This window comes from Paraburkholderia kirstenboschensis, from assembly GCF_032806925.1.
In the GTDB taxonomy this organism is placed as follows: Bacteria; Pseudomonadota; Gammaproteobacteria; order Burkholderiales; family Burkholderiaceae; genus Paraburkholderia; species Paraburkholderia kirstenboschensis.
Window position 1 is genome coordinate 1,956,924 of record NZ_CP136512.1, and the last position, 21,814, is coordinate 1,978,737.

The window sequence follows — 21,814 nt, forward strand, 5'->3', positions numbered from 1 at the left end:
CCGGCGCGCATGAGCTGAAGGCGCTATTCCTCGGCGTCGTGCTCGGCTACGAAGCGCCTCAGATACGCCAGTACGGCTGCTTCGCCCGCGCGATGATCCGCCGTGCTTTTCGAGCCGGCGTTCTCCTCGTCGCCGAACAGCGACGAAGGCGCGTCGTGCACGTCGATTTCCTGCCCCTCGCGGAAGATGCGAATCTCGTGGACGTCTTCCGCGTATTCGGCGATCCAATGCACGCCTTCAATATGCGCACCCGCGCGCACGGTGGGGATTTTCATGGATGTCTCCCGTTCGAGCCGGTCAAGCGCCGACTCTTGATGACACCATACGCCGTCGACGTGAACGGCGCGAGTCCCCGACAGCTTGAGTCAGCACCCCGGCACACGCATTGCTCAGCGAGTAGGGCCACAGTCAATCGGAGAACCGTCATGCCCGAAAAGAAAACCGTCAAGCGTGCCGAAGCCGACAAACGCGCCGGCAAGTCAGCGAGCACGCAAGCTGGAGAGTTCGTCAAGGAGCAGGTGGACAAGGTGCGCGCCGGCAAGCACGGCGTCAGGTCGCCGAAGCAGGCGATCGCCATTGGCCTGTCGGAAGCGCGTCGCGCGGGCGTCGATTTGAAGGCGCCGAAAAAGGGCGCCGCGAGCGAGGCCACGCGCAAGAAAGCCGAGAAGGACAGCGCTGCGGGACAGAAGAGGAGCGCCGCAAAAAAGACGGCCAGCAAGGAGTCGACGGCGAAGCGTTCACGCGCCACCACCGATGCGCTGAAGCGCGAGAGCAAGACCGGCGCATCGCATTCGGCGATGTCGAAGCAGGCGAAGACTGCCGCAGCGAAGCGTCCGGCGGCGAGCCGCTCGGCGGCCGCCAAGAAGGCTGCTGCGACCAAAGGTGCAGCCGGCCGTTCGGCGGCGGCCAAGAAGGCGGCTCAGACGCGCGCTTCTCGCGCGCATCATTGAGCCGGGGGTGGATCTTACTGCACGGTGGCCAGCACGTCGCCGACAGTCTTGAAGATGTGCGCGATCTGCTCTTCGTTGATGATCAGCGGCGGCGAGAACGCAAGGATGTCGCCGGTAAAGCGCACCAGCACGCCCGCTTCGAAGCATTTGACGAATGCTTCGTAAGCGCGTGCGCCGGGCGCGCCGTCACGCGGTTCGAGTTCGATGCCCGCGATCATTCCGAGGTTGCGGATGTCCTTCACGTGCTTTGCGCCGCGCAGCGAGTGAGCCGCGGCTTCGAAAGTCGGCGCAAGCGACGCGGCGCGCTCGAAGAGTCCCTCGCGGCCGTACAGGTCGAGCGTGGCGATAGCTGCGGCGACGGCCGCCGGGTGCGCCGAATACGTGTAGCCGTGAAATAGCTCGATCGCGCCTTGCGCGCCCGCGTTGACGATCGTGTCGTGCACCGTGCGGCTTGCCGCGACCGCGCCCATGGGAATGGACGCGTTGTTGATCGCCTTGGCCATCGTGATGAGGTCTGGCGTCACGCCGAAATATTCACTTGCCGTGGCCTTGCCGACGCGGCCGAAGCCCGTGATCACTTCGTCGAAAATCAGCAGGATGCCGTGCTTCGTACAGATTTCGCGCAGCTTCTGCAGATAGCCTTGCGGCGGAATCAGCACGCCCGTCGAGCCGGCGACCGGTTCCACGATCACGGCGGCAATCGTTGAAGCGTCGTGCAGCGTGACGATGCGCTCCAGTTCCTCTGCGAGGTGCGCGCCCCAAGCCGGCTGGCCTTTCGAGAAAGCGTTGTGTTCGAGGTTGTGGGTGTGCGGCAGGTGATCGACCGCCGGCAGCAATGCGCCGGAGAAAGTCTTGCGATTGGGCGCGATGCCGCCGACCGAAATGCCGCCGAAGCCCACGCCGTGATACCCGCGCTCGCGGCCGATCAGGCGCGTGCGCTGCGCCTCGCCGCGCGAGCGGTGGTAGGCGAGCGCGATCTTCAGCGCGGTGTCGACCGATTCGGAACCCGAGTTCGTGAAGAAGATGCGGTCGAGGCCCTCCGGCATCAGCTCGGCGACCTTCGTGGCCGCTTCGAACGCGAGCGGGTGGCCCATCTGGAAAGTCGGCGCGAAGTCGAGCGTGGAAAGTTGCTGCGTGATCGCGGCGACGATCTCGTCGCGGCTGTGGCCCGCATTCACGCACCACAAACCCGCGCAGCCGTCGAGCACTTCGCGGCCGTCCGTGCTGCGGTAATACATGCCTTTCGCCGACTCCAGCAGGCGCGGCGCGGCCTTGAACTGGCGGTTGGCGGTGAAGGGCATCCAGAAAGACGACAGATCGTCGATGACGGGGCGCGAAGTCATGGGTTTCTCCTCGAAGTGGTTTCCCGATAGGGACTTCCGTTGGGGCGCCCCTGACGCATTTCCGTGGAGGCACCCCGAGGGCGCTTCCCGTGGGCATAGCCAAAACTGTAGCGTTCGCGGTTTAATGGCGGCATAAACAGTTGACGTAGTGTCGCGCTAACTGTGTTGGTGGATTCGCAGCAACTGTGTCGACCGCATCGCGTGGATGACGCGTCGGACAGCAGGTTGCCGCGCGTCGTTTCCGCGTCATTCACTTTGGGCCGTCCGCCGCGGCCGGCTTTTTCGTCCTGACCATGATCGAATTGAACCTTGAGCGTGACCGGCGCGCCGCTCCGACGCTCGTCGAACAGGTTGTGCAAGGCTTCGCCCGGGCGATCGAGGCTCAGTCGCTGCGCGCGGGCGCGTTGCTGCCCTCGGTCCGGCAACTGGCCCAGAGTCACGAACTCAGTACATTCACTGTCACGGAAGCGTACAACCGTCTCGTGTCGATGGGGCTCGTGGTCGCCCGGCGCGGCTCCGGGTATCGCGTGGCGGCGCGCTCGTCGTCAGCGCGGCCTGCGGTGACCGACTGGCAGCCGCCGAGCCTCACCGCGACCTGGCTCCTGTCCGACGTGTTCGCCGATCATTCGGTGCCGATCAAATCGGGCGGCGGCTGGTTGCCGAACGAATGGATCAACGAAACGGGTTTGCAGCACGCGCTGCGTGCGATGAGCCGCGTGCCTGCGGCGCGGTTCGGCGATTACGGCCATCCTTACGGGTTCGCGCCGTTGCGCGAGCGCATCGCCGAGCAACTCGACCGGCGCGGCTTGCCGGTCGACGTATCGAACGTGTTGCTAACGCAAGGCGCGACGCAGGGGCTCGATCTGATCGTGCGGACTTTGCTGCGCGCGGGAGATTCCGTGATCGTCGAAGATCCGGGTTATTGCAACCTGCTGCAGATTCTCAAGCTGGCGGGACTCGTCGTGCATGGCGTGCCGCGCACGCCCGCAGGCGTGGATACCGATGTGCTGGAAGCGCTCGTCGTGCAGCACAAGCCCAAGGCCATTTTCGTCAACACGACGCTGCAGAATCCGACCGGCGCGACCTTCGGCATGTCGGCCGCGTTTCGTTTGCTGCAGATCGCCGAGCGTCAGCGCATGTGGGTGATCGAGGACGACGTGAGCCGCGAGCTCGCGCCGTCCGGTGCGCCGCTTTTCGCCGCAATGGAAGGCTTGCAGCGCGTGCTGTATGTCAGCGGTTTTTCGAAGACGGTAACGCCGGGGCTGCGCTGCGGCTATGTGGTTGCGGAGCGCGCGGTGCTGCGTGAGCTGGCGCGCACGAAGATGGCGGTGGGGCTGACGTCGTCGGAAGCGATCGAGCGGATCGTGGACAAAGTGCTGCTCGAGGGGCGCTACGCGCGTCACGTGGAAGCCGTGAACGAGCGGCTCAAGGTCGCGCATGCAACCGTCGAGGAGCGGCTCGACTCGCTCGGGCTCGAAGTGTTTCATCGCCCGCGGGCGGGGCTTTTTCTGTGGGCGCGTTTGCCGATCGACCCCGCGCGCGCCGGCGACGTGGCGACCGCCGCGCTCGCGCACGGCATCTGGCTTGCGCCCGGCTCCTACTTCCGTCCCGACGACGCGCCGAGCGCATGGTTCCGCTTCAACGCCCCGTATTCAACCGACGACGCATTGTGGCGCTTCATCGAGCAGGTTGGGCGTGGCGTGATCTAGCCGCCTGCTGGTGCTCGGATAAACAGGCGCTGACGCGCTTACGCGCGGATGGTGTCGATCAGCTTCAGTGCAATCGGATAAAGCGAGCACACTAGCAGCAGCGCCATGGCGATATTGAAGACGCGCAGGCGCTTCGGGTCGGACAGCACACGGCGCATTGCGGTGCCGAAACCGGCCCACAGGCAAATGCACGGAAAGCCGATTACATAGAACAGCGCCGCCATGGCTATCGCGTTCATGCTATAGCTCTCGCTCAAATGGATTGTCGTGGCGGCGGTCAGTACCATCATCCATGCCTTCGGATTGACCCACTGGAAAGCGATGGCTTCATAGAATTTCATCGGCCTGCGCTCGCCCTGCTTCACTTTCAATTCGCCGGACGTGCCGATCTTCCACGCGAGATAGAGCAGGTACGCGACGCTCGCGACTTCGAGCACCGTGTAGAGCACCGGGAACTGAATGAAGGCTTCGCCGAGCCCGATGCCCACCGACAGCATCAACAGTACGACGCCCGCGCTAATGCCCGACAGATGCGGCAACGTGCGGCGAAAACCGAAGTTGACGCCCGAAGCCAGCAGCATTGTGTTGTTCGGACCTGGCGTGATCGTGGTGACGAGCGCGAACAGGATGCCGGCCGGCAGCGCGCTGAGCGTGAAATAAGACATGGCGGACTCCAAGGACTGACAGAGGACTTTGGAGCATTCTAGCGAGCGTTGCCGGTACAGTACCTGTACGGATTTTAGGATGGTGTCCGGTACAGACTCAGGAGTGCTGCACGGGCAGTGCGTGACAACGCCATGATCAGATGGAGGTGGCGGCGCCCGAAACCGCACCGCCAGATTTCTACGCGCCGTGCAACGCGGCGCGTCCGGTTTGCAGATAAGCCGACATCTCAGCCTCCGGCACCATCCCGCCGCCAGTCGCCCAAATGACGTGCGTCGCGTTGCGCATTGCTGCATCGTCGAGAGTCATGCGGGCGCGATAGCCTTGGGCTTCTTTCGATACCCGCGCGAAACCCTGCGCGCCCGCAAGCGCGGACGGCTCCAGGCGAATGGCCTGTGTGTCCGCCATCAGCGCGAGAAGGGCGTACAACTCGCGGTCGTCGATCGTGTAGTAGCCGTCGATCATCCGCTGCATCGCGCGGCCGACGAAGCCCGACGGGCGACCGACCGCGAGGCCATCGGCGGCAGTCAGGTTGTCGATGCCGAAGTCCTGTACCGCGAGCTTCTCGTGCAAACCGGTGAGCACGCCCATCAACATGCATGGCGAATGCGTCGGCTCTGCGAAGACGCATTGCACCGCATCGCCGAACGCGAGCTTCAAACCAAGCGCGACGCCGCCCGGACCGCCGCCGACGCCGCACGGCAAATAGACAAAAAGCGGATGCCCCGCATCGACAGACACGTTCGCAACATCGAGCTGGCGTTTGAGGCGTTCGCCCGCGACTGCGTAACCCAGAAACAGCGTCGTCGAATTCTCATCGTCGACGAAGTGGCACAGCGGATCGCTCGACGCGAGACGCCGGCCGCTCTCGATCGCTTCGCCGTAGTCGCCCGCATATTCGATGACCGTCACGCCGTGCGCGCGCAGACGGTCCTTCTTCCATTGACGCGCATCGGCGGACATGTGCACGGTCGTCGTGAAGCCGAGCGTCGCGCTCGCGATGCCGATCGACATGCCGAGATTGCCCGTCGATCCTACCGCGATGCTGTGCTCGCGAAAGAGCGTGCGGCACGCATCGTTGGCGAGCACGCGGTAATCGTCGCCCTCTTTCAACAAGCCGTGACGTATCGCGAGTTGCTCCACATGAAAGAGCACTTCGTAAATGCCGCCGCGCGCCTTGATCGAACCGGAAATAGGCAGATGGCTATCCTGTTTGAGTAGCAAGCGACGCGGCGCCTCGACCTCGTAGCGCCTGCTCAATGCGTCCGCGAACAAGGGCACTTCGGTCAACGGCGATTCGATGATGCCGCCCGCTTCGCGCACATCTTCGAACGCTTGCGCGAGCAGCGGCGCAAACCGTTGCAGGCGTGCGCTCGCATCGGCGACATCCGACGCATCGAGCGGAATGTCGTCAATCGCATCGACCAGCGGCGCGACGGCCGGGTTGAACCATTCGACGGGCCGTTGCACGCGGCAGCAGCGCACCTACTGCGTCTTCAACGCGCTGACCCGAGATGCGCGTTCACATGTTCCCGTCGCCCCGCCGCATAGCCGAACCACGCAGACACGACGCAGATGCCCGCGCATAATGCAGCGAGACTGGAGAGCGAGCCGGTTGCGTGGAGCAGCGATCCGGCGATGAACGGCCCACATGACGCGATCAGATAGCCGGTACCCTGAGCCATGCTGGAGAGTTGAGCGGCCACGTGCGAGTCGTACGAGCGCAAGCCGATGACGGTGAGCGCGAGCGTGAACGACGCGCCTTGTGCGGCGCCGAGAAGCAGCGCCCAGATCCACATGGTCGACGGAGGTCCGAAGAAACAGCCCATCAGACCCACGCCGGTCGACAGCAACGCGCTCACATTCACCGCGCGCTGATCCCGCAGCCGCGCCAGAAGAAATGGCAGCAGCAGCGACGCCGCCGCCTGCGTGACCACGCTGAGCGACAGCATGAACCCGGCATCGACGGCGCTCATGCCACGCGTGCGAAGAACCGTCGGCAGCCAGCCGAACACGATGTAGGCCAGCGACGATTGCGAACCCATGAATAGCGTGACTTTCCACGCGAGCGGATCTCGCCACAATCCGCGAACAATTTGCACGCGTCTTCCTGAGTGCGTCGACTTCGCAGGCAGACGCGCGCCCCAGACCAGCGTCGCCAATGCGACGGGCAACGCCCACAGCGCCAATGCCCACGCCCACGCGTTGCCGCTCGCGCCGCCCAGCAGGTGTTCGACCGCGTGGGCAGCCGGCACGGTGGCGGCTGCCGCGGCGGCGGCGCCCGCGCACATTGCGGCGCTGTAGATTCCTGTCATGAGCGGGACGTGGTGCGGGAAGTCGCGCTTCACTACGCCTGGCAACAGCACGTTCATCAAGCCGATGGCAAAGCAGGCCACTATCTGGCCGAGATACAACACCTGCCACATAGGAACGACGCGCAACGCAGTGCCCAGCGTGAGCAGCACCAGCAGCGCAAGCAATGCGCGTTCACCGCCGAGGCGACGCGCGAGTAGTGGCGCGAGCGGCCCAAAGAGACCGAAGCATAGCGACGGCAATGTCGTCAGCACGCTTGCGCCGGTGCGCGAAAGGTTGGTGGCCCGCACCGCTTCGACCAGGATCGGACCCACGCTCGTGATCGGCGTGCGCAGCGAAAAGGCGATCAAGGCGAGGCTCGCCGCGAGAGCGATGCTGCGAGCGCGCGAATCGTGCGGATCGTGCGGCGCGATGGCGTCCGCGACCGGGCGTGCGGTCTTACCGCGGTCGGTCGGCGCAGCCGATGTATCGGCCGCCGCGGGCTCAGCATTAGAAGACGTTTTGGGGGCTTTCATCGATGACTGTGCGTTATACGGGTCGGCCAAAGCGACCCTTCTTCGTCTGGCATTGTATTCGGCGAAAGCTATGTCGAGCCGGGATCCCTTGATCGTTTCAAACTTATCGTTGCACCAATGCAATGATGAACATTCGTCCGGCTAGCCGATGTGAACTGCGCCGGCGCATCACTTCGGCCATCGCCACGACGGATCGGAAAGGTGTTCGGCGAAGTAGTCGGACAGCGCGCTCACTTTCGCAGGACGGGCGCGCGCCGACGGCGTGACGAAGTAAAGGCCGCCCTTCGTCAAAGACCAGTCGGTGAGGATGGCTTCCAGGCGGCCATCGGCCAGATATTCACCGGCGATAAACTCGGGCAGCTCGGCAATCGCCAGACCATCGAGCAGCGTGGGCAACAGCGCATCGGAGTTCGTCACGCGCAGTGGACCTGTCGGCAAGACCGGTTCCTCCTCGCCCGCGTCGTTCGTGAAGCGCCACACATCGCTGCGCGCGCGATACGCATATGAGAGGCAGGGGCGGTCCACGAGTTCGCGCGGATGCGTAGGCCGTCCCTCACGCTTCAGATAGTCCGGTGACGCGACGACGTATTGCGTTACCGCACACAGCCGTCGCGCCACCAGCGACGAATCCGGCAGTGCGGCAATACGCAGCGCGGCGTCGAAGCCATCAGCGACCAGGTCGACCGGCGCATCGGACAAATGCAGGTCGATCGACACCTCCGGAAAAGCGCGAAAGAAAGCCGGCAGCAGCGGCGCGACCCAGCGCAGCCCGAACGACATCGGCACGGCGAGGCGCACGAGCCCGCGCGGCTGCACCGACATCTCGCGTGCGGCACTTTCCGCTTCCTCGGCCTGCCGGTAAATCTCGCCGGCTTTCTCGCAGATCGTCCGGCCGAACTCGGTGAGCGCCAGCTGCCGCGATGTGCGATTGAAAAGCCGCGCGCCCAGCCGGTCTTCCAGGCGGGCAACGCCGCGTGAGACCGTCGCCACCGACACGCCCACTGCGCGCGCCGCAGCCGCGAACGATCCTTCCTCGGCGACCTTCGCGAACATCGCCAGTCCTTCGAAATCAGGCAGCTTCGCCATTTCGCCTCATCGTTTCATTTATGCAACGTTGGATTGCGATCAATTCTATTTAGAAAAAGCGGACGCGTCGATATTCTCCTTACATCGCAGCACGCAGCACCGAACGCAGTTACCCCACGCAGTCATCCACTTATCGAATTGAAGGAGAAACACCATGTCACGCAAACTCGACAACAAGATCGCACTGGTCACGGGCGCAACCAGCGGCATCGGCCTCGCCACTGCTCACCGCTTTGCAGCAGAAGGCGCGCATGTGTACATCACCGGTCGCCGTCAGACCGAACTCGATGCCGCCGTGAACGGGATTCGCGAAGCCGGCGGCAACGCGACCGGCGTACGCGTCGATTCTGCGAAGCTCGATGAGCTCGACGCGCTGTACGCGCAGATCAAGGAAGAACAGGGGCGCCTCGACGTGCTGTTCGCCAATGCTGGCGGCGGTTCGATGCTGCCGCTGGGCAGCATCACCGAAGAACACTTCGACGACACCTTCAACCGCAACGTCAAGGGCGTGCTGTTCACGGTGCAAAAAGCGCTGCCGCTGCTCGCAGAAGGCGCCTCGGTGATCCTCGCCGGTTCGACGGCTGGCAGCGCGGGCACGGCCGCATTCAGCGTGTATTCAGCTTCGAAGGCCGCGGTGCGCGCCTTTGCACGCAGCTGGATCCTCGATCTCAAGGACCGCCGCATCCGCGTCAACACGATCAGCCCGGGCGCAACCCGCACCCCCGGCCTGCTCGACCTCGCCGGTCCGGACGCAGCCCAGCAACAAGGCTTGGCCGATTACCTGGCTGCACAGATTCCGATGGGACGCCTCGGCGAGCCCGGCGAGATCGCGAGCGCGGCGCTGTTCCTCGCCTCGGACGACGCGAGCTTCGTGAACGGCGCCGAGCTGTTCGTCGACGGCGGCCAGCAGCAGGTCTAAGCGCAACCTGGGCACGCGAGGGCGCGTCTGGTGCGGTCTTCGACGACCGCACCGGCGCCCGCGCGCGTCCGCGCGTTTCAACTCGGGCACATCATGATCGAACATCGTCCTTTTCTGTCGCTCGATGTAATCAGTCGCGACTGGCTGGATGCGCGGCTGCATTTCCGCTTTGGCGAGTTCGGACGCGCCGACCATGTGCCGCTCGGCGCGCTCTACGTGTGGAACGACGATGAGTTCGCGCCGCACTCGGGCTTCGGTCTGCATGCTCACCGGGAAGTCGAGATCGTGACGTGGGTGCGCTCAGGCGCGATCACGCACGAAGACGACGCCGGCAATCGAGCGCGCCTGGTCGCCGACTCCGTGCAGGCAATGAGCGCGGGCTGCGCGGTACATCACGCCGAACGCAACGAGGAAAGTTCGCCGGCGCGGCTGTTTCAGATCTGGTTGCACCCGCGCACGCCGGGCGGCACGCCGCGTTGGGCGACGCGTGTCTGTTCGCGCGAATGTCGCGAGGGTCGCTTCGTCACGCTGGCGAGCGGCGATCCGGATGACGTGCGCACTGGTGCGTTGCCTATCAATGCGGACGCCCGCGTGCGCATCGCGACGATACGCGAAGGCGCGACGCTGCATCACGTGTTGCGACCGCCTGGCCACGCGTATGTGGTTGCCGATCACGGTCGGCTCGACGTGGGACAGATCCGGCTCGCGCCACGCGATGGACTCGTGGTTACCAATGAATCGCAGCTTACGATGACAGCGCGAGACGATACCGACATCGTGATAGTCGAGCTGGTTGGCTAACGACGCCTCCGCGATGTGTCCGGTTGATGTGAAGCGTGATTTGCCTATGGGCGGAACGGTAGTTCCGGTGCTCCCGCCATGCCAGTTGAAGTTATAGGGCCTTGATGTACTGATTACTCGATCGGGGTGGTCAGGGCCTTATCGTTGCTGTCCACAACGAATACGGCCAGCAACTTTGCGGGCCTGGTCTTGCTTGCATTGCGGCTGACACGGTGAACTGCGCCCGGCTCCTCGTAGAAGCTTTCGCCGGCATGGTAGACCCGCTTCGGGCCGTCGTCGACTTGCGACTCGATGGCGCCCGACACGACGTATGCATAGATGAAAGCCGACTTCGCATGCTCGTGTGCGCGCGACGCTGCTGCGGGCGCATAGTCGACGACCACCGCGGTCAACGACTTCCCTGGGATGTTGGGAATCGCGTGCTGGAAGTTCGGCGTGACGGTTTCAGCCGTGCCATGCGCGGTAGCAGGTATGGCAGTGGAAAGAGTAATGCCTGCGGCGACAGCACCAACGACAAATCGGATGTTCATGACGTGGTATCTCCTGGTGTCCTCACATTGTGGGTCCGGGCTGGACCATAAGAAAGAACCAAGAATGAACATTTGTTATGTACCATCAAGCGGTCAGCAAGCCGCATTGCCGGCGGCCTAGCTACCCTTGCGAACCACTTCCACCAGCCGGCGACAGTCTTCGACCACCCTGCGTTCATCCAGGTTGGTCACGCTCAGCAGTAAGCCCTGTGGGCGAGGCGAGTGCAGATACCACGGCGACAGAGGCGCAGGCGCCAAGCGGGATTGCAACGCTCGCATGGCGATATCTACGTCAGATGCAGAGTGGGGAAGCGTCGTCACGATGGCCGTACCGGCAGCCGCACGAACTTTTATCAAGTCCGATGCCAACTCGTTCAGACAACGAAGCAGGCTATCGCGTCGCGTGGCGTAAAGACGCTTCATACGCCGAAGGTGCCGAAGATAGTGCCCATCGCGCAGAAATTCCGCCACGGCGTGCTGCACGAACGACGCCGGTGCGGGCATCAGGCACGCTGCGATCTCGCCAAAGCGGCCGGCCATTTCAAGCGGGACCACCAGAAAGCCGAGTCGGAGCGCGGGGCTGATAGTCTTGCTGAAGCTGCCAATATGCAACACCCGTCCGTCTGGATCCAGTGATGCAAGGGCCGGCGCTGCGCGGCCCTTCAATTGGAGCTCACTCAGGTAGTCGTCTTCGATGATCCATGCGTCGTTTCGTCGAGCCCATGCGAGCAGCGCGAGCCGCCGGGGGAGCGACATCGCCATCCCGAGGGGTGCCTGCTGGCCCGGTGTCACGACTGCCAGGGCGGCGTCAGCCGAACTCCGAATGCCCGCGTCCACGTCAAGCCCGTCCGCATCGACTGGAATGGCTCTCACAGTCATTCCAGCCAAATCGAGCGCCGTACGCGTGAGCGGAAAACCGGGATCTTCCATCCATGCTTCTTTGCCTTCGACACCCAGCCCCCGGATTGCGAGGCCGAGTGCAGCCGAGAAACCCGCAGTGACAAGAACCTGAGATGGACTGCACCGCAAGCCCGTGCTACGCCAAGATAGGCTGCGATCTCCTTTCGGAAGTCCGGATCGCCACGCGGATCAGGGTAGCCGACAGGAGCAACCGCAGCCCGCCGCGCCGCGCGCGTGAGTACTCGCGACCATAGCTTGAAAGGAAAGGCGTCCTCGGAAGGCACACCCATCTGAAACGCCAAAGGAGCCGCTCCGAATTCATGGAACAGATCGGGAAACGGCGGCGCTTCGGGTGACCGACCGGGCGTTGCAGGCGGGGGTGGACGCTCAGCTACCCGAGTGCCGGCCGCCCCACAGGCGACCGCGAACTGCTCGTCGATCAGACGTTCATAGGCCACACGCACCGTGCCGCGCGAGACGCCGATCTGCGCGGCCAGATCAACCCACGATGGCAGCCTTGCGCCGGCGGCAAGCTGCCCTGTCTCTATCGCGTGTCGAATCGCGCCGTAGATTTGTGTGGACAGCGATGTGCTCGCGGAGCGATCGAGGCCAATTGGGAGCGTCGTCATAGCCGCCAATGGTACATCCAGAATCGTCAATCTTGGGTCTGTATTGTGGCCTGATAGGAGCGTAACTTCCTCCATATAAGGCGGCTGATCAGTTGCGATCTCATTGGACTACACAGTGGCGTGCGGGCGAGCAATAGGCACCTGCCGTCGCCGATTGTCCGTAGATGCAGGACCAGATGAATGGAGAAGAGTGATGCAGACGAACGGAAGATCTAGCGTGACGATACCTGACAGTAAATTGGCGCGTGAGGTCACCGAGCTTATTCGAGACACGGAAAATGAATTGCTGTTCACGCACTCCTCCCGCGTGTACTTCTGGGGTGCTTTGCTCGGGGAACGAAATGGCGTGATTTTCGATCCGGAGTTGCTTTACGTCGCCGCTATGTTCCACGACATTGGCCTCACGTCGATCTATCAGGAGAGCCAGCTTCGCTTCGAAGTGGACGGCGCGAACGCCGCGCGGGATTTTCTGCGAAGCCACCCTATCGGCGAGGCGGACATTGACAAGGTCTGGAATGCCGTTGCCCTGCACACGACTCCTGGCATCCCGGAACACATGCACGGAGAAATTGCCTTGTTGCAGGCAGGAGCAGGAATGGACGTGGCGGGGCGCGGCTTTGAGGAATTTACCGACGAACAACGCGACGCGGTGATTGCTGCGTATCCCCGCGATCCCGGCTTTGCAAACAAGATCATCGATGCTTTCTATCACGGTATGAAGCATCGCCCCGGCAGCACGTTCGGTACCTTCAACGATGATTTCCTCGCCTACAAGGATCCGGACTTCGTGCGAACGAACGTTTGCAGCATCATCCTCGGTTCGAAGTGGGAACAGCGAACTGCCCGCTGAACGCTGCATATCTGAAAGACCGGTTGTCGTCCCACTAGTCGCAATCCGCACCCTGCATGTCGTATGAAATACGCAGGGTCCGAGCCGGAATTCCTGAAGTGCCTCGCGTATAGGCACGGCCAGCAGTCGTGTGCTGGTTCCGGTTCAGTTAAGTTCTTTGGAAGAAGGAGAAGATCATGCAGGCCGGCAGTATCGTTGCTGCAGTTTGCGCCGCCCTCGCTCTCGCGGTTGGGGGAATTATCCTGGCCCCCGACGCGCACGCGCAAACGCAGCCCACGTTTATTCAACCCACGGCGAACGCCGGCGATGAGGTTCCTGGCGTAAAAGTCCCCGACAGCAAATTGGCGCGCGACGCAGCGCAATTCATCCGCGATTCGGAGGGCGATTTTCTGTTTCAGCACTCCACGCGCGTCTATTATTGGGCTGCCCTGGCAGGAAAGCGCAAGGGCCTCGCTTTCGACCCGGAACTTCTCTACGTTGCGGCTATGTTCCATGATTTCGGCCTGACGGCAGGTTATGGGCAAAGCCACTTGCGCTATGAAGTGGATGGCGCGAACGCGGCACGCGATTTTTTGCGGAGTCACGGCATTTCAGAGGCTGATAGCCAGATGGTCTGGCTTGCGATTGCGTTGCACACGACCAATGGAATTTCCGCGCATCTGTTCCCCATGGCCGCACTCGTTGCCGAAGGCGCCAACATGGATCTTGTGGGCGCAGGCTATGACGACTTCACAGCCGCGCAGCGGAACGCCGTCGAGGCGGCTCATCCGCATCCGCCACAATTCGCGGAGGACTTTATGCAGGCTCTCTACGACAGCCTCAAGCATCGTCTGGAGACGACACAGGGAACGGGCTTGGCCGATGTCATGGCCTACAAGGACCCTGGTTTCGTCCGCAGAGACTTCAGCAAGCTGATGCGCAACTCGCACTGGGCTACCGGAAAATGACCGGTCCACATAGCAGTGGCGCTGTGCGCCGAAGCATGATGCGATTTCATGGCATCATCGTATGCACCTTCCCACCACCGCAGGAGCGCATGCCATGGCCACATATATCGTCTTCACAAAAGAAAGCACGCAGGATCAGCAGGAACTCGACATCTACCAAAGCAAGGTCGGCGAGACCTTCAAAGGCCATCCCGTCAAGATTCTCGCTGCCTACGGGCCTCAACAGGTTCTTGAGGGCGAAGCGCCAGAGGGTGTCGTGATCGTGGAGTTTCCGTCGACTGCGCAAGCGCGTGCCTGGTACGACGGGCCCGCATATCAGGAAGTCGCGCAGCACCGGTTCAAAGGCGCGCGCTATCGCGCCGTTCTCGTTGAAGGCGTGTGACAGAAGGCGGCGATGCAAGGCCCGTGGAATTGAGCGGGCCCCCCGCCGGCGACTGACGCGGGCGGTAAGCGTCTCGGTGCTATTGGCAAGCTCGCGTTGCGCGTCGCCTGTGGAAGTTGGCTGAAAGCTCATTGGTAGGCGGGCTGATCGGAGCAATGAGATCGGCGTGCCGCGAGCGGCAGTTCCTCTTCGCCGCAGGACAGAATCGCCGGTTAGCGCAATTATTGAAACATTGATGTGCAGCATTGAGCTTGGAGATATCTGACAATGCAGATATATTGCGTTCCAAGCGAGGGAACAACAGATGAACCATTACACGAGCGAGAATTTCAGCGTAACCGAGAGCGTGGGCTTTGCCATCAACAAGGCGCGCAACCTTCTGGTGACAGAGATAGACGCAGAACTCAAGGATCTGGACATCACGGCCCAGCAAATGGGCATTCTTCTGTCCATGCACCAGGCGATCGCGAGCACTCCGTTCGAACTGTCCACGTTGCTCGGTATAGACACCGGCCTGATGACGCGCATGCTCGACAAGCTCGAAACGAAGGGTTTGCTTCAGCGCTCCCGCAGTCTCGAAGATCGCCGTGTCGTAAATCTGAAGCTCACGAAAAAAGGCGAAGCCGTGGCGAGCCGTCTGCCCGACATGGTGCCGGTCGTGCTCAACAGGCGGCTGAAGAAATTCACCAAGGCCGAATTCCATGAGCTGCGCCGTCTGCTGTTCAAGTTTCTCGAAGATTGAGCGAATCGTTCGCGCAAATTTTTTTGTCCATATATCTGACATGTCAGAAGATCAATAGACAGTTAAATCGACGAGTGATCGGATCGCGAATTGCGAAATCCGGCATGACGGTGATTTTCGCGGCAGTGCTATCGGCCTGCGCGAACTTTGCAGGCATCTCGAGCGACAAGCAGATTGCGGCGCCGCAGACCTACGCGACGCAGCAAAGCATTCCGGCGGACGACGGGCAGTGGCCCGCCGTCGACTGGGCCGATCAGTTCGGCGACTCGCAACTGAAGGCGCTGCTCGAGGAGGCATTGAAAGGCAACCCGTCGATCGAACAGGCGCGCGCGCGCGTCGCCGCCGCCGCTGCTTACAGCGAGACGGCGAAGGCGAGCACGCTGCCGCAAGTCGGGGCGACTTATTCGTTCACGCGGAAGCAGTATTCGAGCACGGCGCTCGTGCCGCCTCCGTACGGCGGGTCATGGCAATCAGAGAACAAGGGCTTGCTGTCCGCATCGTATGACCTCGATTTGTGGGGCAAGAAATCGCGAAGCGCTGAAAGCCTCGGTGTCGCAGTTGCAAGCAAGCAAGGCCGATGCGGAAGTCGTCAGACTCTCGCTGACATCTGCCACGGCGCGTGCGTATAACCAGCTGGCGCGTCTATATGCGCTGCGCGACATCGCGCAGCAGGAAGTGACGCAGCGCGAGCAGATAGACCGCATTACCGCCGGCCGGATTGCAACCGGACTCGATACGCAGGTGGAGCGCAAGACCGCGCTGGCGAACCTTGCTAGCAGCCGGGCCGCGTTGGCGTCGCTGGACGGCAGCATTCTCAGCACGCGATATCAACTTGCCGCATTGCTCGGCGCAGGACCTGACCGAGGTCTTGCGATTGCCCGTCCCGCGCTGGGTATCGGCGACGAAGTGCGTCTGCCGGCCAACCTTCCCGCCGACCTCGTGAGCCGGCGTCCGGATCTGGTCGCCGCGAAATGGCGAGCCGACGCGCTCATGCACGATGTGAAGGAAGCCAAGGCCGAGTTCTATCCCGACATCAACCTGAGTGCTGCTATCGGCCTTGACGCGTTCGGCTTCGGCCGCTTCCTCAACGCGGCGAGCCGCACGGCATCGGTGGGGCCGGCGATCCATCTGCCGATTTTCGACGGCGGCCAGTTGCGGGCGCAACTTAAAGGCCGCTATGCCGATTTCGACTACGCCGTCGCGGCTTATAACCAGACGCTCGTCACGGCACTGTCCGAAGTTGCCACTCAACTCGCGCAAATCCGTTCCACCGACGAACAGCTCAGCGACGCGCTCGCCGCGCGGGAAGCCGCCCGCAGCGCCGATCAACTGGCGCTCGTCCAATACAAGGCGGGACTCGCGAATCAGCTCACGGTGCTGAACGCCGACACCACGGCGCTGGGCGCCGACCAGCAGGTCGCGAATCTGAAGATGAACCGGCGCGATCAGCAGATCGCCTTGGCAGCGGCGCTTGGCGGCGGCTATTCCGACAATGCCGATGCCGCTGCGCAGAGTGCCGGTGCGGCACCTGCAGTCAAACTCAATCCAGTCGTCGCCGCGCGTTGAGCTCGACGTATTTCAGATCCTGTCAGGAGCCACAAAATGAGCGATACGATTAACGCCGACCGAGCGAAGGCGGACGCAGACCAACCTCAACAAACGCAAACGCCCATCCGGCGCAAGCTGCTGCTCGCGCTGCTGGGCGCCGCGATAGTGGTAGCCGGCACAGCTTATGGCGTGTATTACGTGACGACCGGTCAATATCATGAGGCGACCGACGATGCATACGTCAGCGGCAATCTCGTGCAACTGACGCCGCAGGTCAGCGGCACCGTCGTTGCAGTGAACGCGGACGATACGCAGATCGTCAAGCAAGGTGTGCCGCTCGTGACGCTCGACAACGCGGACGCCAAAGACGCGCTTGCCAATGCTGAAGCAACGCTTGGGCAGACCGTGCGGCAAGTCAGCGGTCTCTACGTGAACAACGACTACTACGCAGCAACAGTCGCGCAGCGCGAGTCCGATCTCGCGCGCGCCGTCAATGATCTGAAACGACGTCAGGCGGTCGCGGAAACCGGCGCTGTGTCGGGGCAGATGCGGAGATCGCCCGGATCATCGCGCAAAACATGCCGATGGCGCGCACGGCCGCAACGGCTGGGGTGCAAAACAACGCGACGCGGAAAGCGGGCTGAACACACGACGAGTCTTTTCCCTTTTTTTTCGTGCGGTTAGCTGACCAGTCAGATATTAGTGACCTTCAACAGGTGATGAAATGAATCAATCGACGCGACCTGCAACGCTTGCGCCTTTGACGGGCGGCAAGCTTGTGCTCGCAACGCTCGCTGTGGCGCTGGCCACTTTCATGAATGTGCTCGACTCTTCGATTGCGAACGTGGCTATCCCGACGATCGCAGGCAACCTTGGCGTATCGGTCGATGAAGGCACATGGGTCATTACGCTCTTCGCCGCAGCCAATGCAATTTCGATCCCGTTGACGGGTTGGCTCACGCAGCGTGTCGGGCAGATCAGGCTGTTCGTATGGGCCATACTGTTGTTCGTCATGTCCTCATGGTTATGTGGAATAGCACCGAACCTGCCGGTTCTGCTCGCCGCGCGCATTTTGCAAGGCGCGGTTGCGGGCCCGTTGATTCCGCTTTCGCAAGCCATTCTGCTGGGCTCGTATCCGAAGGAGAAGAGTTCGCATGCGTTGGCGCTGTGGGCAATGACGGCGACTGTCGGCCCCATTGCGGGGCCTGCGCTCGGAGGCTGGATCACGGACAGCTATTCGTGGTCGTGGATCTTCTACATCAACATTCCAGTGGGGCTTTTTGCTGCAGGTGTGACATGGGCGATCTACCGCACGCGCGAGACCCCAACCAAGCGTTTGCCGATCGACAAGATAGGGCTGATCTCGCTGATCGCGTGGGTCGGTTCGCTGCAGATCATGCTCGACAAGGGTAAGGACCTCGACTGGTTCAATTCGCCGGTAATCGTCGCGTTGACTGTGTTTGCAGGAATCAGCTTTGCTTTCTTCGTGATCTGGGAGCTGACCGAGAAGAATCCGATCATCGATTTGAGGCTGTTCGGCGGCCGCAATTTTCTAGGCGGCACGATTGCGATTTCAGTTGCGTATGCGGTGTTTTTCTCCAACCTCGTCTTGCTGCCGCAGTGGATGCAGGGTTACCTGAACTACCGGTCAGTCGATGCAGGTCTCGTCACGGCGCCGCTCGGCATATTCGCCGTGATCCTTGCCCCTGTGATGGCGAAGATCATGCCACGTTCGGATGCACGCGTGCTCGCAACGTTGGCCTTTATCGGCTTTGCGGCCGTGTTCTTCATGCGCTCGCACTACACGACCGGCGTGGATACGTGGACGCTCGTGTTGCCCACCTTGTTGCAGGGCATACCGACCGCATTGTTCTTCGTGCCGCTGACAGCAATCATTCTTTCCGGCCTCGCGCCCGAGAGAATCCCTGCCGCTGCCGGCTTATCCAATTTCGTGCGGGTGTTTGCAGGCGCAGTGGGAACGTCTCTCGCCGCGACCGGCTGGAACGATCGCACCATCTTGCATCACGCGAGACTGGCTGAGCAGACCGGCATCACCAATCCTGTTTTCACCGCGGCACTCGATTCGGCGCAAGCTGCGTTGGGAGGAAGCCGGTCTCAAGCCATGGCTTTCTTCGAACACTCGATGAACACCCAGGCCGCCATGCTCGGGCTCAACGATATTTTCTGGCTGTCGGCCGTGATCTTCGTAGTGATCGTTCCGTTGATCTGGGTGACGAAGCCGGGCAAGACGAATGCCGCAGCGGCTGGCGCAGCGGGGCACTAAGACCGGGGACACCGGCGCTGCCATTCGGCGTGCCTAAGCCGACGAACTTCTCGCCACGAAATTCTGTCCAAATGACGTAGGCTGGAGTTGATCATGAAGCCGTTCTACGTTGCTGCTACTGCCGCTGTTGCCGCCGCCGTCACTATGCCGCTTGGCGGCTGTTCGTCGGCGTGGCCGCCGCCCGCCGAGCCGGTCGCCCAACACGCTTCGCCTGCCAACGAAACCCGCGCCTCGCCCGCTTATCAAGGCGCTACGACAACCGCGCCGGCAACGAAGCCGCCGGCGCTGAGCGTCGGTGTCACCGATCCCAACACACAGTTGATTCTTCCCTGGTTTCTCGCTGACATCGTCAATGCGGTCAATACGCGTCAGTCGTTCGGCGACTTGATGCACACGATGAAGAACGGGCTTTGATAAGCCGTTGGCCGATCGCTGATCTGGCCAGCGCAGAATGCGGGCGCTGCGACCGGAATTGCCGCGCGCCGCCTGTTCTTATGGAGTGAAGCGGCCGCAGCAGTTCATCTCCTGCCGTCACACAATGGCGACTCCGCATTCCTTGAACGCCCCGCGCAATCCCAACTGCGGGTACGCACGCTCCAACGTGCGTAAATCGGCGCGCATTTCCTCGACGATCCAGTCGCGCACATTCGCGACGATGGGTCGCAAAGGCCGGTTCGCGGGCGACACCAGACAGCAGCGCCGGTTCGTCACGAGGATTTCTTCTTCGGCGGGGACGAGTGCGCGCTGCGACAGCCAGTGCGACACCACGTTCAGCCAGCCAAGCGCGATGCCCTGGCCGAGCAGCGCCGCCTGCACGACGATCGCGTAGTCGTTGAAGCTGAGCATGCTCGCCACGCGCCGGCCGTGCTGCTCGAACGCTCCAAAGCGGTGGTGCCAGCCGCGCTCTTCGTCGTCCATCACGATGACGGTGTCGCCGTGCTCACGGCCAGCGTCCGTTTGCGCCGTTTCCTGATAGCGCGGATTGCACACGGGCAACAGCGTTTCGGGCATAACAAGCACGCTGTTTTCGTCGATGTCACCAGCGTGCATGAAGCGCATGCCCAGGTCGACATCGACGAGCGGTCCGCCAATGCGCCCGGAAATGAGCTGAAACCGCAAATCGATTGACGGAAACGCTTCGTTCAGGCGGCTCATGCGCGGCATCAGCCAGTGCGTCGTAAAGCCCGTGGATACCGACAGCGTGACGGATTCCACGCCCGTGGCACGCGCCTCGATTTCACGTATCGCGCTTTCAATGCCGTTGAATCCTTCGGAGATCTTGGTGTACAGAATCCGCCCGCTCTCGGTCAGCTCGATGCCGCCGCGCACGCGCTCGAACAGGCGCACTCCGATGTGGTCTTCCATGCGCGCGAGCATGCGGCTCACGGCGGGCTGGCTCACATAGAGTTCCTGCGCGGCACGCGTGAAGTTGCCGCACCGCGCGGCAGCTTCGAAGACGAACAGCGCGTTGGCGCTAGGCAGTTTTTTGCGTAGATTCGGCATGACTTGATGTTATGCCCGATCCAACAATTTGGGAATTGCCGCCAAAAAGTTTGACACCTATATTTTCCCTAATGCAGGCCCTTCAGCGAGAGCAAACGCAATGGACGCACGAGCGAAAACAGGAGTCTCCATCCGGTCAGCAGCGAAGCGCTATGGTCCCGTGATCGCGCTCGACGACGTCTCGCTCGACATCGAGCCAGGCGAGTTCGTGTCGCTGCTCGGGCCGTCCGGGTCGGGCAAGACAACGCTGCTCGGCATCCTCGGCGGCTTTGTTCAACCGAGTTCGGGCTCCGTCTGGGTCGGCGAGCGGGACATTACATTTGCGCCGCCGCACAAACGCAACATCGGCATCGTGTTCCAGAACTACGCGCTCTTTCCGCACATGACGGTGGGCGAGAACGTCGCATTTCCGCTGCGCGCGCGCCGCGATCCGAAAGCGGGCTGGGCGGCGAAAGTGGCCGACGCGCTCGCGATGGTCGAACTGAGCGGCTATGAATCGCGCGACATCAGCCAGCTTTCCGGCGGTCAACGTCAGCGCGTTGCGCTTGCAAGGGCGATGGTCTTCGAGCCGCAACTGATCCTGATGGACGAGCCGCTTTCCGCGCTCGACAAGCAACTTCGCGAAACCATGCAAATCGAGTTGCGGCGTCTGCATCGCAAGCTCGGCGCTACGATTGTCTACGTGACGCACGACCAGCGCGAGGCGCTGACCATGAGCGATCGCGTGGCTGTACTGAATAACGGCAAGCTCGTGCAGATCGATACGCCCGAGCGTCTCTATGACCGGCCTTGCGACGCGTTTGTCGCGAGCTTCATCGGCGAGGCGACGCTGCTCGACGTGAGCCGCGCCGGCGACGACGCCGTGCGCATGGGCGACGCGGTGTTGCGAACCGCGCATCCGTTGCCGCGCGGCGAGCGTTTGCTGCTTGCCGTGCAGACCGAAAAGCTCGTGATCGACGCCGGCGCGACAGAGCCGGCCGCCAACCGGCTCTCGTGCCGCGTAACCGAAGTGCTGTACCAGGGGGAAAGCCTGCGCGTGTTCGCGACACTGGCTGACGGCACCTCGATCAGTCTGCGCCAGCCCGGCAATCACAACGCGCGCAGCCGCATTCCCTCACCGGGCGAACACATGACCGTGGTGCTCGATCCGCAGGACACGATTGTCGTGCCCGCCTGACTTCTCCCGCCGCCCGCCTGGCG

General features: G+C 62.4%; 19 protein-coding genes and 3 pseudogenes. 13 read left to right on the top strand and 9 right to left on the bottom strand.

What is annotated here, in order from left to right:
- Positions 1 to 23 precede the first annotated feature (23 nt).
- Positions 24 to 275 (bottom strand): hypothetical protein, encoded by a 252-nt coding sequence (locus tag RW095_RS17645; RefSeq protein WP_128591741.1) that lies wholly within the window; start codon positions 273 to 275, stop codon positions 24 to 26.
- A gap of 150 nt (positions 276 to 425) precedes the next feature.
- Between RW095_RS17645 and RW095_RS17650 the strand changes: the two genes are divergently transcribed.
- Positions 426 to 950, top strand: coding sequence for a DUF6496 domain-containing protein (locus RW095_RS17650; protein WP_317017247.1), 525 nt, complete (start codon positions 426 to 428; stop codon positions 948 to 950).
- A gap of 14 nt (positions 951 to 964) precedes the next feature.
- On the opposite strand, the gene RW095_RS17655 is transcribed toward RW095_RS17650, so the two are convergent.
- Positions 965 to 2,293 carry an aspartate aminotransferase family protein gene (locus tag RW095_RS17655; RefSeq protein WP_128596362.1) on the bottom strand — a complete coding sequence of 443 codons (1,329 nt, stop codon included), beginning with the start codon at positions 2,291 to 2,293 and terminating at the stop codon, positions 965 to 967.
- 293 nt (positions 2,294 to 2,586) lie between these two features.
- Here RW095_RS17655 and RW095_RS17660 point away from each other — a divergent pair, with 293 nt between their 5' ends.
- Positions 2,587 to 4,002, top strand: a complete 1,416-nt coding sequence (locus RW095_RS17660) for an aminotransferase-like domain-containing protein (protein WP_317017248.1) — start codon at positions 2,587 to 2,589, stop codon at positions 4,000 to 4,002.
- Between the two features lie 38 nt (positions 4,003 to 4,040).
- Here RW095_RS17660 and RW095_RS17665 read toward each other — a convergent pair whose 3' ends face one another.
- The 4 genes from RW095_RS17665 to RW095_RS17680 form a co-directional block, all read right to left on the bottom strand.
- The gene (locus RW095_RS17665; protein ID WP_020066606.1) at positions 4,041 to 4,667 is read right to left on the bottom strand and encodes a LysE family translocator; all 627 of its coding nucleotides are present in this window, start codon (positions 4,665 to 4,667) and stop codon (positions 4,041 to 4,043) included.
- A gap of 178 nt (positions 4,668 to 4,845) precedes the next feature.
- Positions 4,846 to 6,135: a D-serine ammonia-lyase gene (gene dsdA, locus RW095_RS17670; RefSeq protein WP_317017250.1), complete on the bottom strand. Its 1,290-nt coding sequence runs from the start codon at positions 6,133 to 6,135 to the stop codon at positions 4,846 to 4,848.
- A gap of 26 nt (positions 6,136 to 6,161) precedes the next feature.
- Positions 6,162 to 7,493: an MFS transporter gene (locus RW095_RS17675; RefSeq protein WP_317017252.1), complete on the bottom strand. Its 1,332-nt coding sequence runs from the start codon at positions 7,491 to 7,493 to the stop codon at positions 6,162 to 6,164.
- 168 nt (positions 7,494 to 7,661) lie between these two features.
- Entirely contained in the window at positions 7,662 to 8,579 is a 918-nt protein-coding gene (locus RW095_RS17680) for a LysR family transcriptional regulator (protein ID WP_128588827.1), read from the bottom strand.
- A gap of 154 nt (positions 8,580 to 8,733) precedes the next feature.
- On the opposite strand from RW095_RS17680, the gene RW095_RS17685 reads away from it, so the two are divergent.
- Positions 8,734 to 9,498, top strand: coding sequence for an SDR family NAD(P)-dependent oxidoreductase (locus RW095_RS17685; protein WP_317017253.1), 765 nt, complete (start codon positions 8,734 to 8,736; stop codon positions 9,496 to 9,498).
- 93 nt (positions 9,499 to 9,591) lie between these two features.
- Positions 9,592 to 10,299: a pirin family protein gene (locus tag RW095_RS17690; RefSeq protein ID WP_317017255.1), complete on the top strand. Its 708-nt coding sequence runs from the start codon at positions 9,592 to 9,594 to the stop codon at positions 10,297 to 10,299.
- 113 nt (positions 10,300 to 10,412) lie between these two features.
- On the opposite strand, the gene RW095_RS17695 is transcribed toward RW095_RS17690, so the two are convergent.
- On the bottom strand, positions 10,413 to 10,829 hold the full coding sequence (locus RW095_RS17695) for a cupin domain-containing protein (RefSeq protein WP_317017256.1): 417 nt from the start codon (positions 10,827 to 10,829) through the stop codon (positions 10,413 to 10,415).
- 117 nt (positions 10,830 to 10,946) lie between these two features.
- Positions 10,947 to 12,358 (bottom strand): annotated as a pseudogene (pdxR, locus tag RW095_RS17700) (MocR-like pyridoxine biosynthesis transcription factor PdxR).
- 193 nt (positions 12,359 to 12,551) lie between these two features.
- Between pdxR and RW095_RS17705 the strand changes: the two are divergent.
- The 8 genes and pseudogenes from RW095_RS17705 (at position 12,552) to RW095_RS17740 (ending at position 19,525) form a co-directional block, all read left to right on the top strand.
- Entirely contained in the window at positions 12,552 to 13,208 is a 657-nt protein-coding gene (locus RW095_RS17705; RefSeq protein ID WP_317017258.1) for an HD domain-containing protein, read from the top strand.
- A gap of 176 nt (positions 13,209 to 13,384) precedes the next feature.
- The gene (locus RW095_RS17710) at positions 13,385 to 14,155 is read left to right on the top strand and encodes an HD domain-containing protein (RefSeq protein WP_317017260.1); all 771 of its coding nucleotides are present in this window, start codon (positions 13,385 to 13,387) and stop codon (positions 14,153 to 14,155) included.
- 94 nt (positions 14,156 to 14,249) lie between these two features.
- Positions 14,250 to 14,537, top strand: a complete 288-nt coding sequence (locus RW095_RS17715) for a DUF1330 domain-containing protein (protein ID WP_317017261.1) — start codon at positions 14,250 to 14,252, stop codon at positions 14,535 to 14,537.
- Positions 14,538 to 14,841: 304 nt separating this feature from the next.
- Positions 14,842 to 15,279 (top strand): MarR family winged helix-turn-helix transcriptional regulator, encoded by a 438-nt coding sequence (locus RW095_RS17720; RefSeq protein WP_317017263.1) that lies wholly within the window; start codon positions 14,842 to 14,844, stop codon positions 15,277 to 15,279.
- Between the two features lie 50 nt (positions 15,280 to 15,329).
- A pseudogene (locus RW095_RS17725) lies at positions 15,330 to 16,845 on the top strand (efflux transporter outer membrane subunit).
- A 36-nt stretch (positions 16,846 to 16,881) separates the two neighbouring features.
- Positions 16,882 to 17,373 (top strand): annotated as a pseudogene (locus RW095_RS17730) (EmrA/EmrK family multidrug efflux transporter periplasmic adaptor subunit); the annotation flags it as partial.
- A gap of 178 nt (positions 17,374 to 17,551) precedes the next feature.
- Positions 17,552 to 19,111: a DHA2 family efflux MFS transporter permease subunit gene (locus RW095_RS17735; RefSeq protein WP_317017265.1), complete on the top strand. Its 1,560-nt coding sequence runs from the start codon at positions 17,552 to 17,554 to the stop codon at positions 19,109 to 19,111.
- 93 nt (positions 19,112 to 19,204) lie between these two features.
- A complete protein-coding gene (locus tag RW095_RS17740) occupies positions 19,205 to 19,525 on the top strand; it encodes a hypothetical protein (RefSeq protein WP_317017267.1) in 321 nt (106 codons plus the stop codon).
- Positions 19,526 to 19,642: 117 nt separating this feature from the next.
- On the opposite strand, the gene RW095_RS17745 is transcribed toward RW095_RS17740, so the two are convergent.
- The gene (locus RW095_RS17745) at positions 19,643 to 20,614 is read right to left on the bottom strand and encodes a LysR family transcriptional regulator (protein ID WP_317017268.1); all 972 of its coding nucleotides are present in this window, start codon (positions 20,612 to 20,614) and stop codon (positions 19,643 to 19,645) included.
- Positions 20,615 to 20,714: 100 nt separating this feature from the next.
- Between RW095_RS17745 and RW095_RS17750 the strand changes: the two genes are divergently transcribed.
- Positions 20,715 to 21,791: an ABC transporter ATP-binding protein gene (locus tag RW095_RS17750; RefSeq protein WP_317017270.1), complete on the top strand. Its 1,077-nt coding sequence runs from the start codon at positions 20,715 to 20,717 to the stop codon at positions 21,789 to 21,791.
- Positions 21,792 to 21,814: the final 23 nt, after the last annotated feature.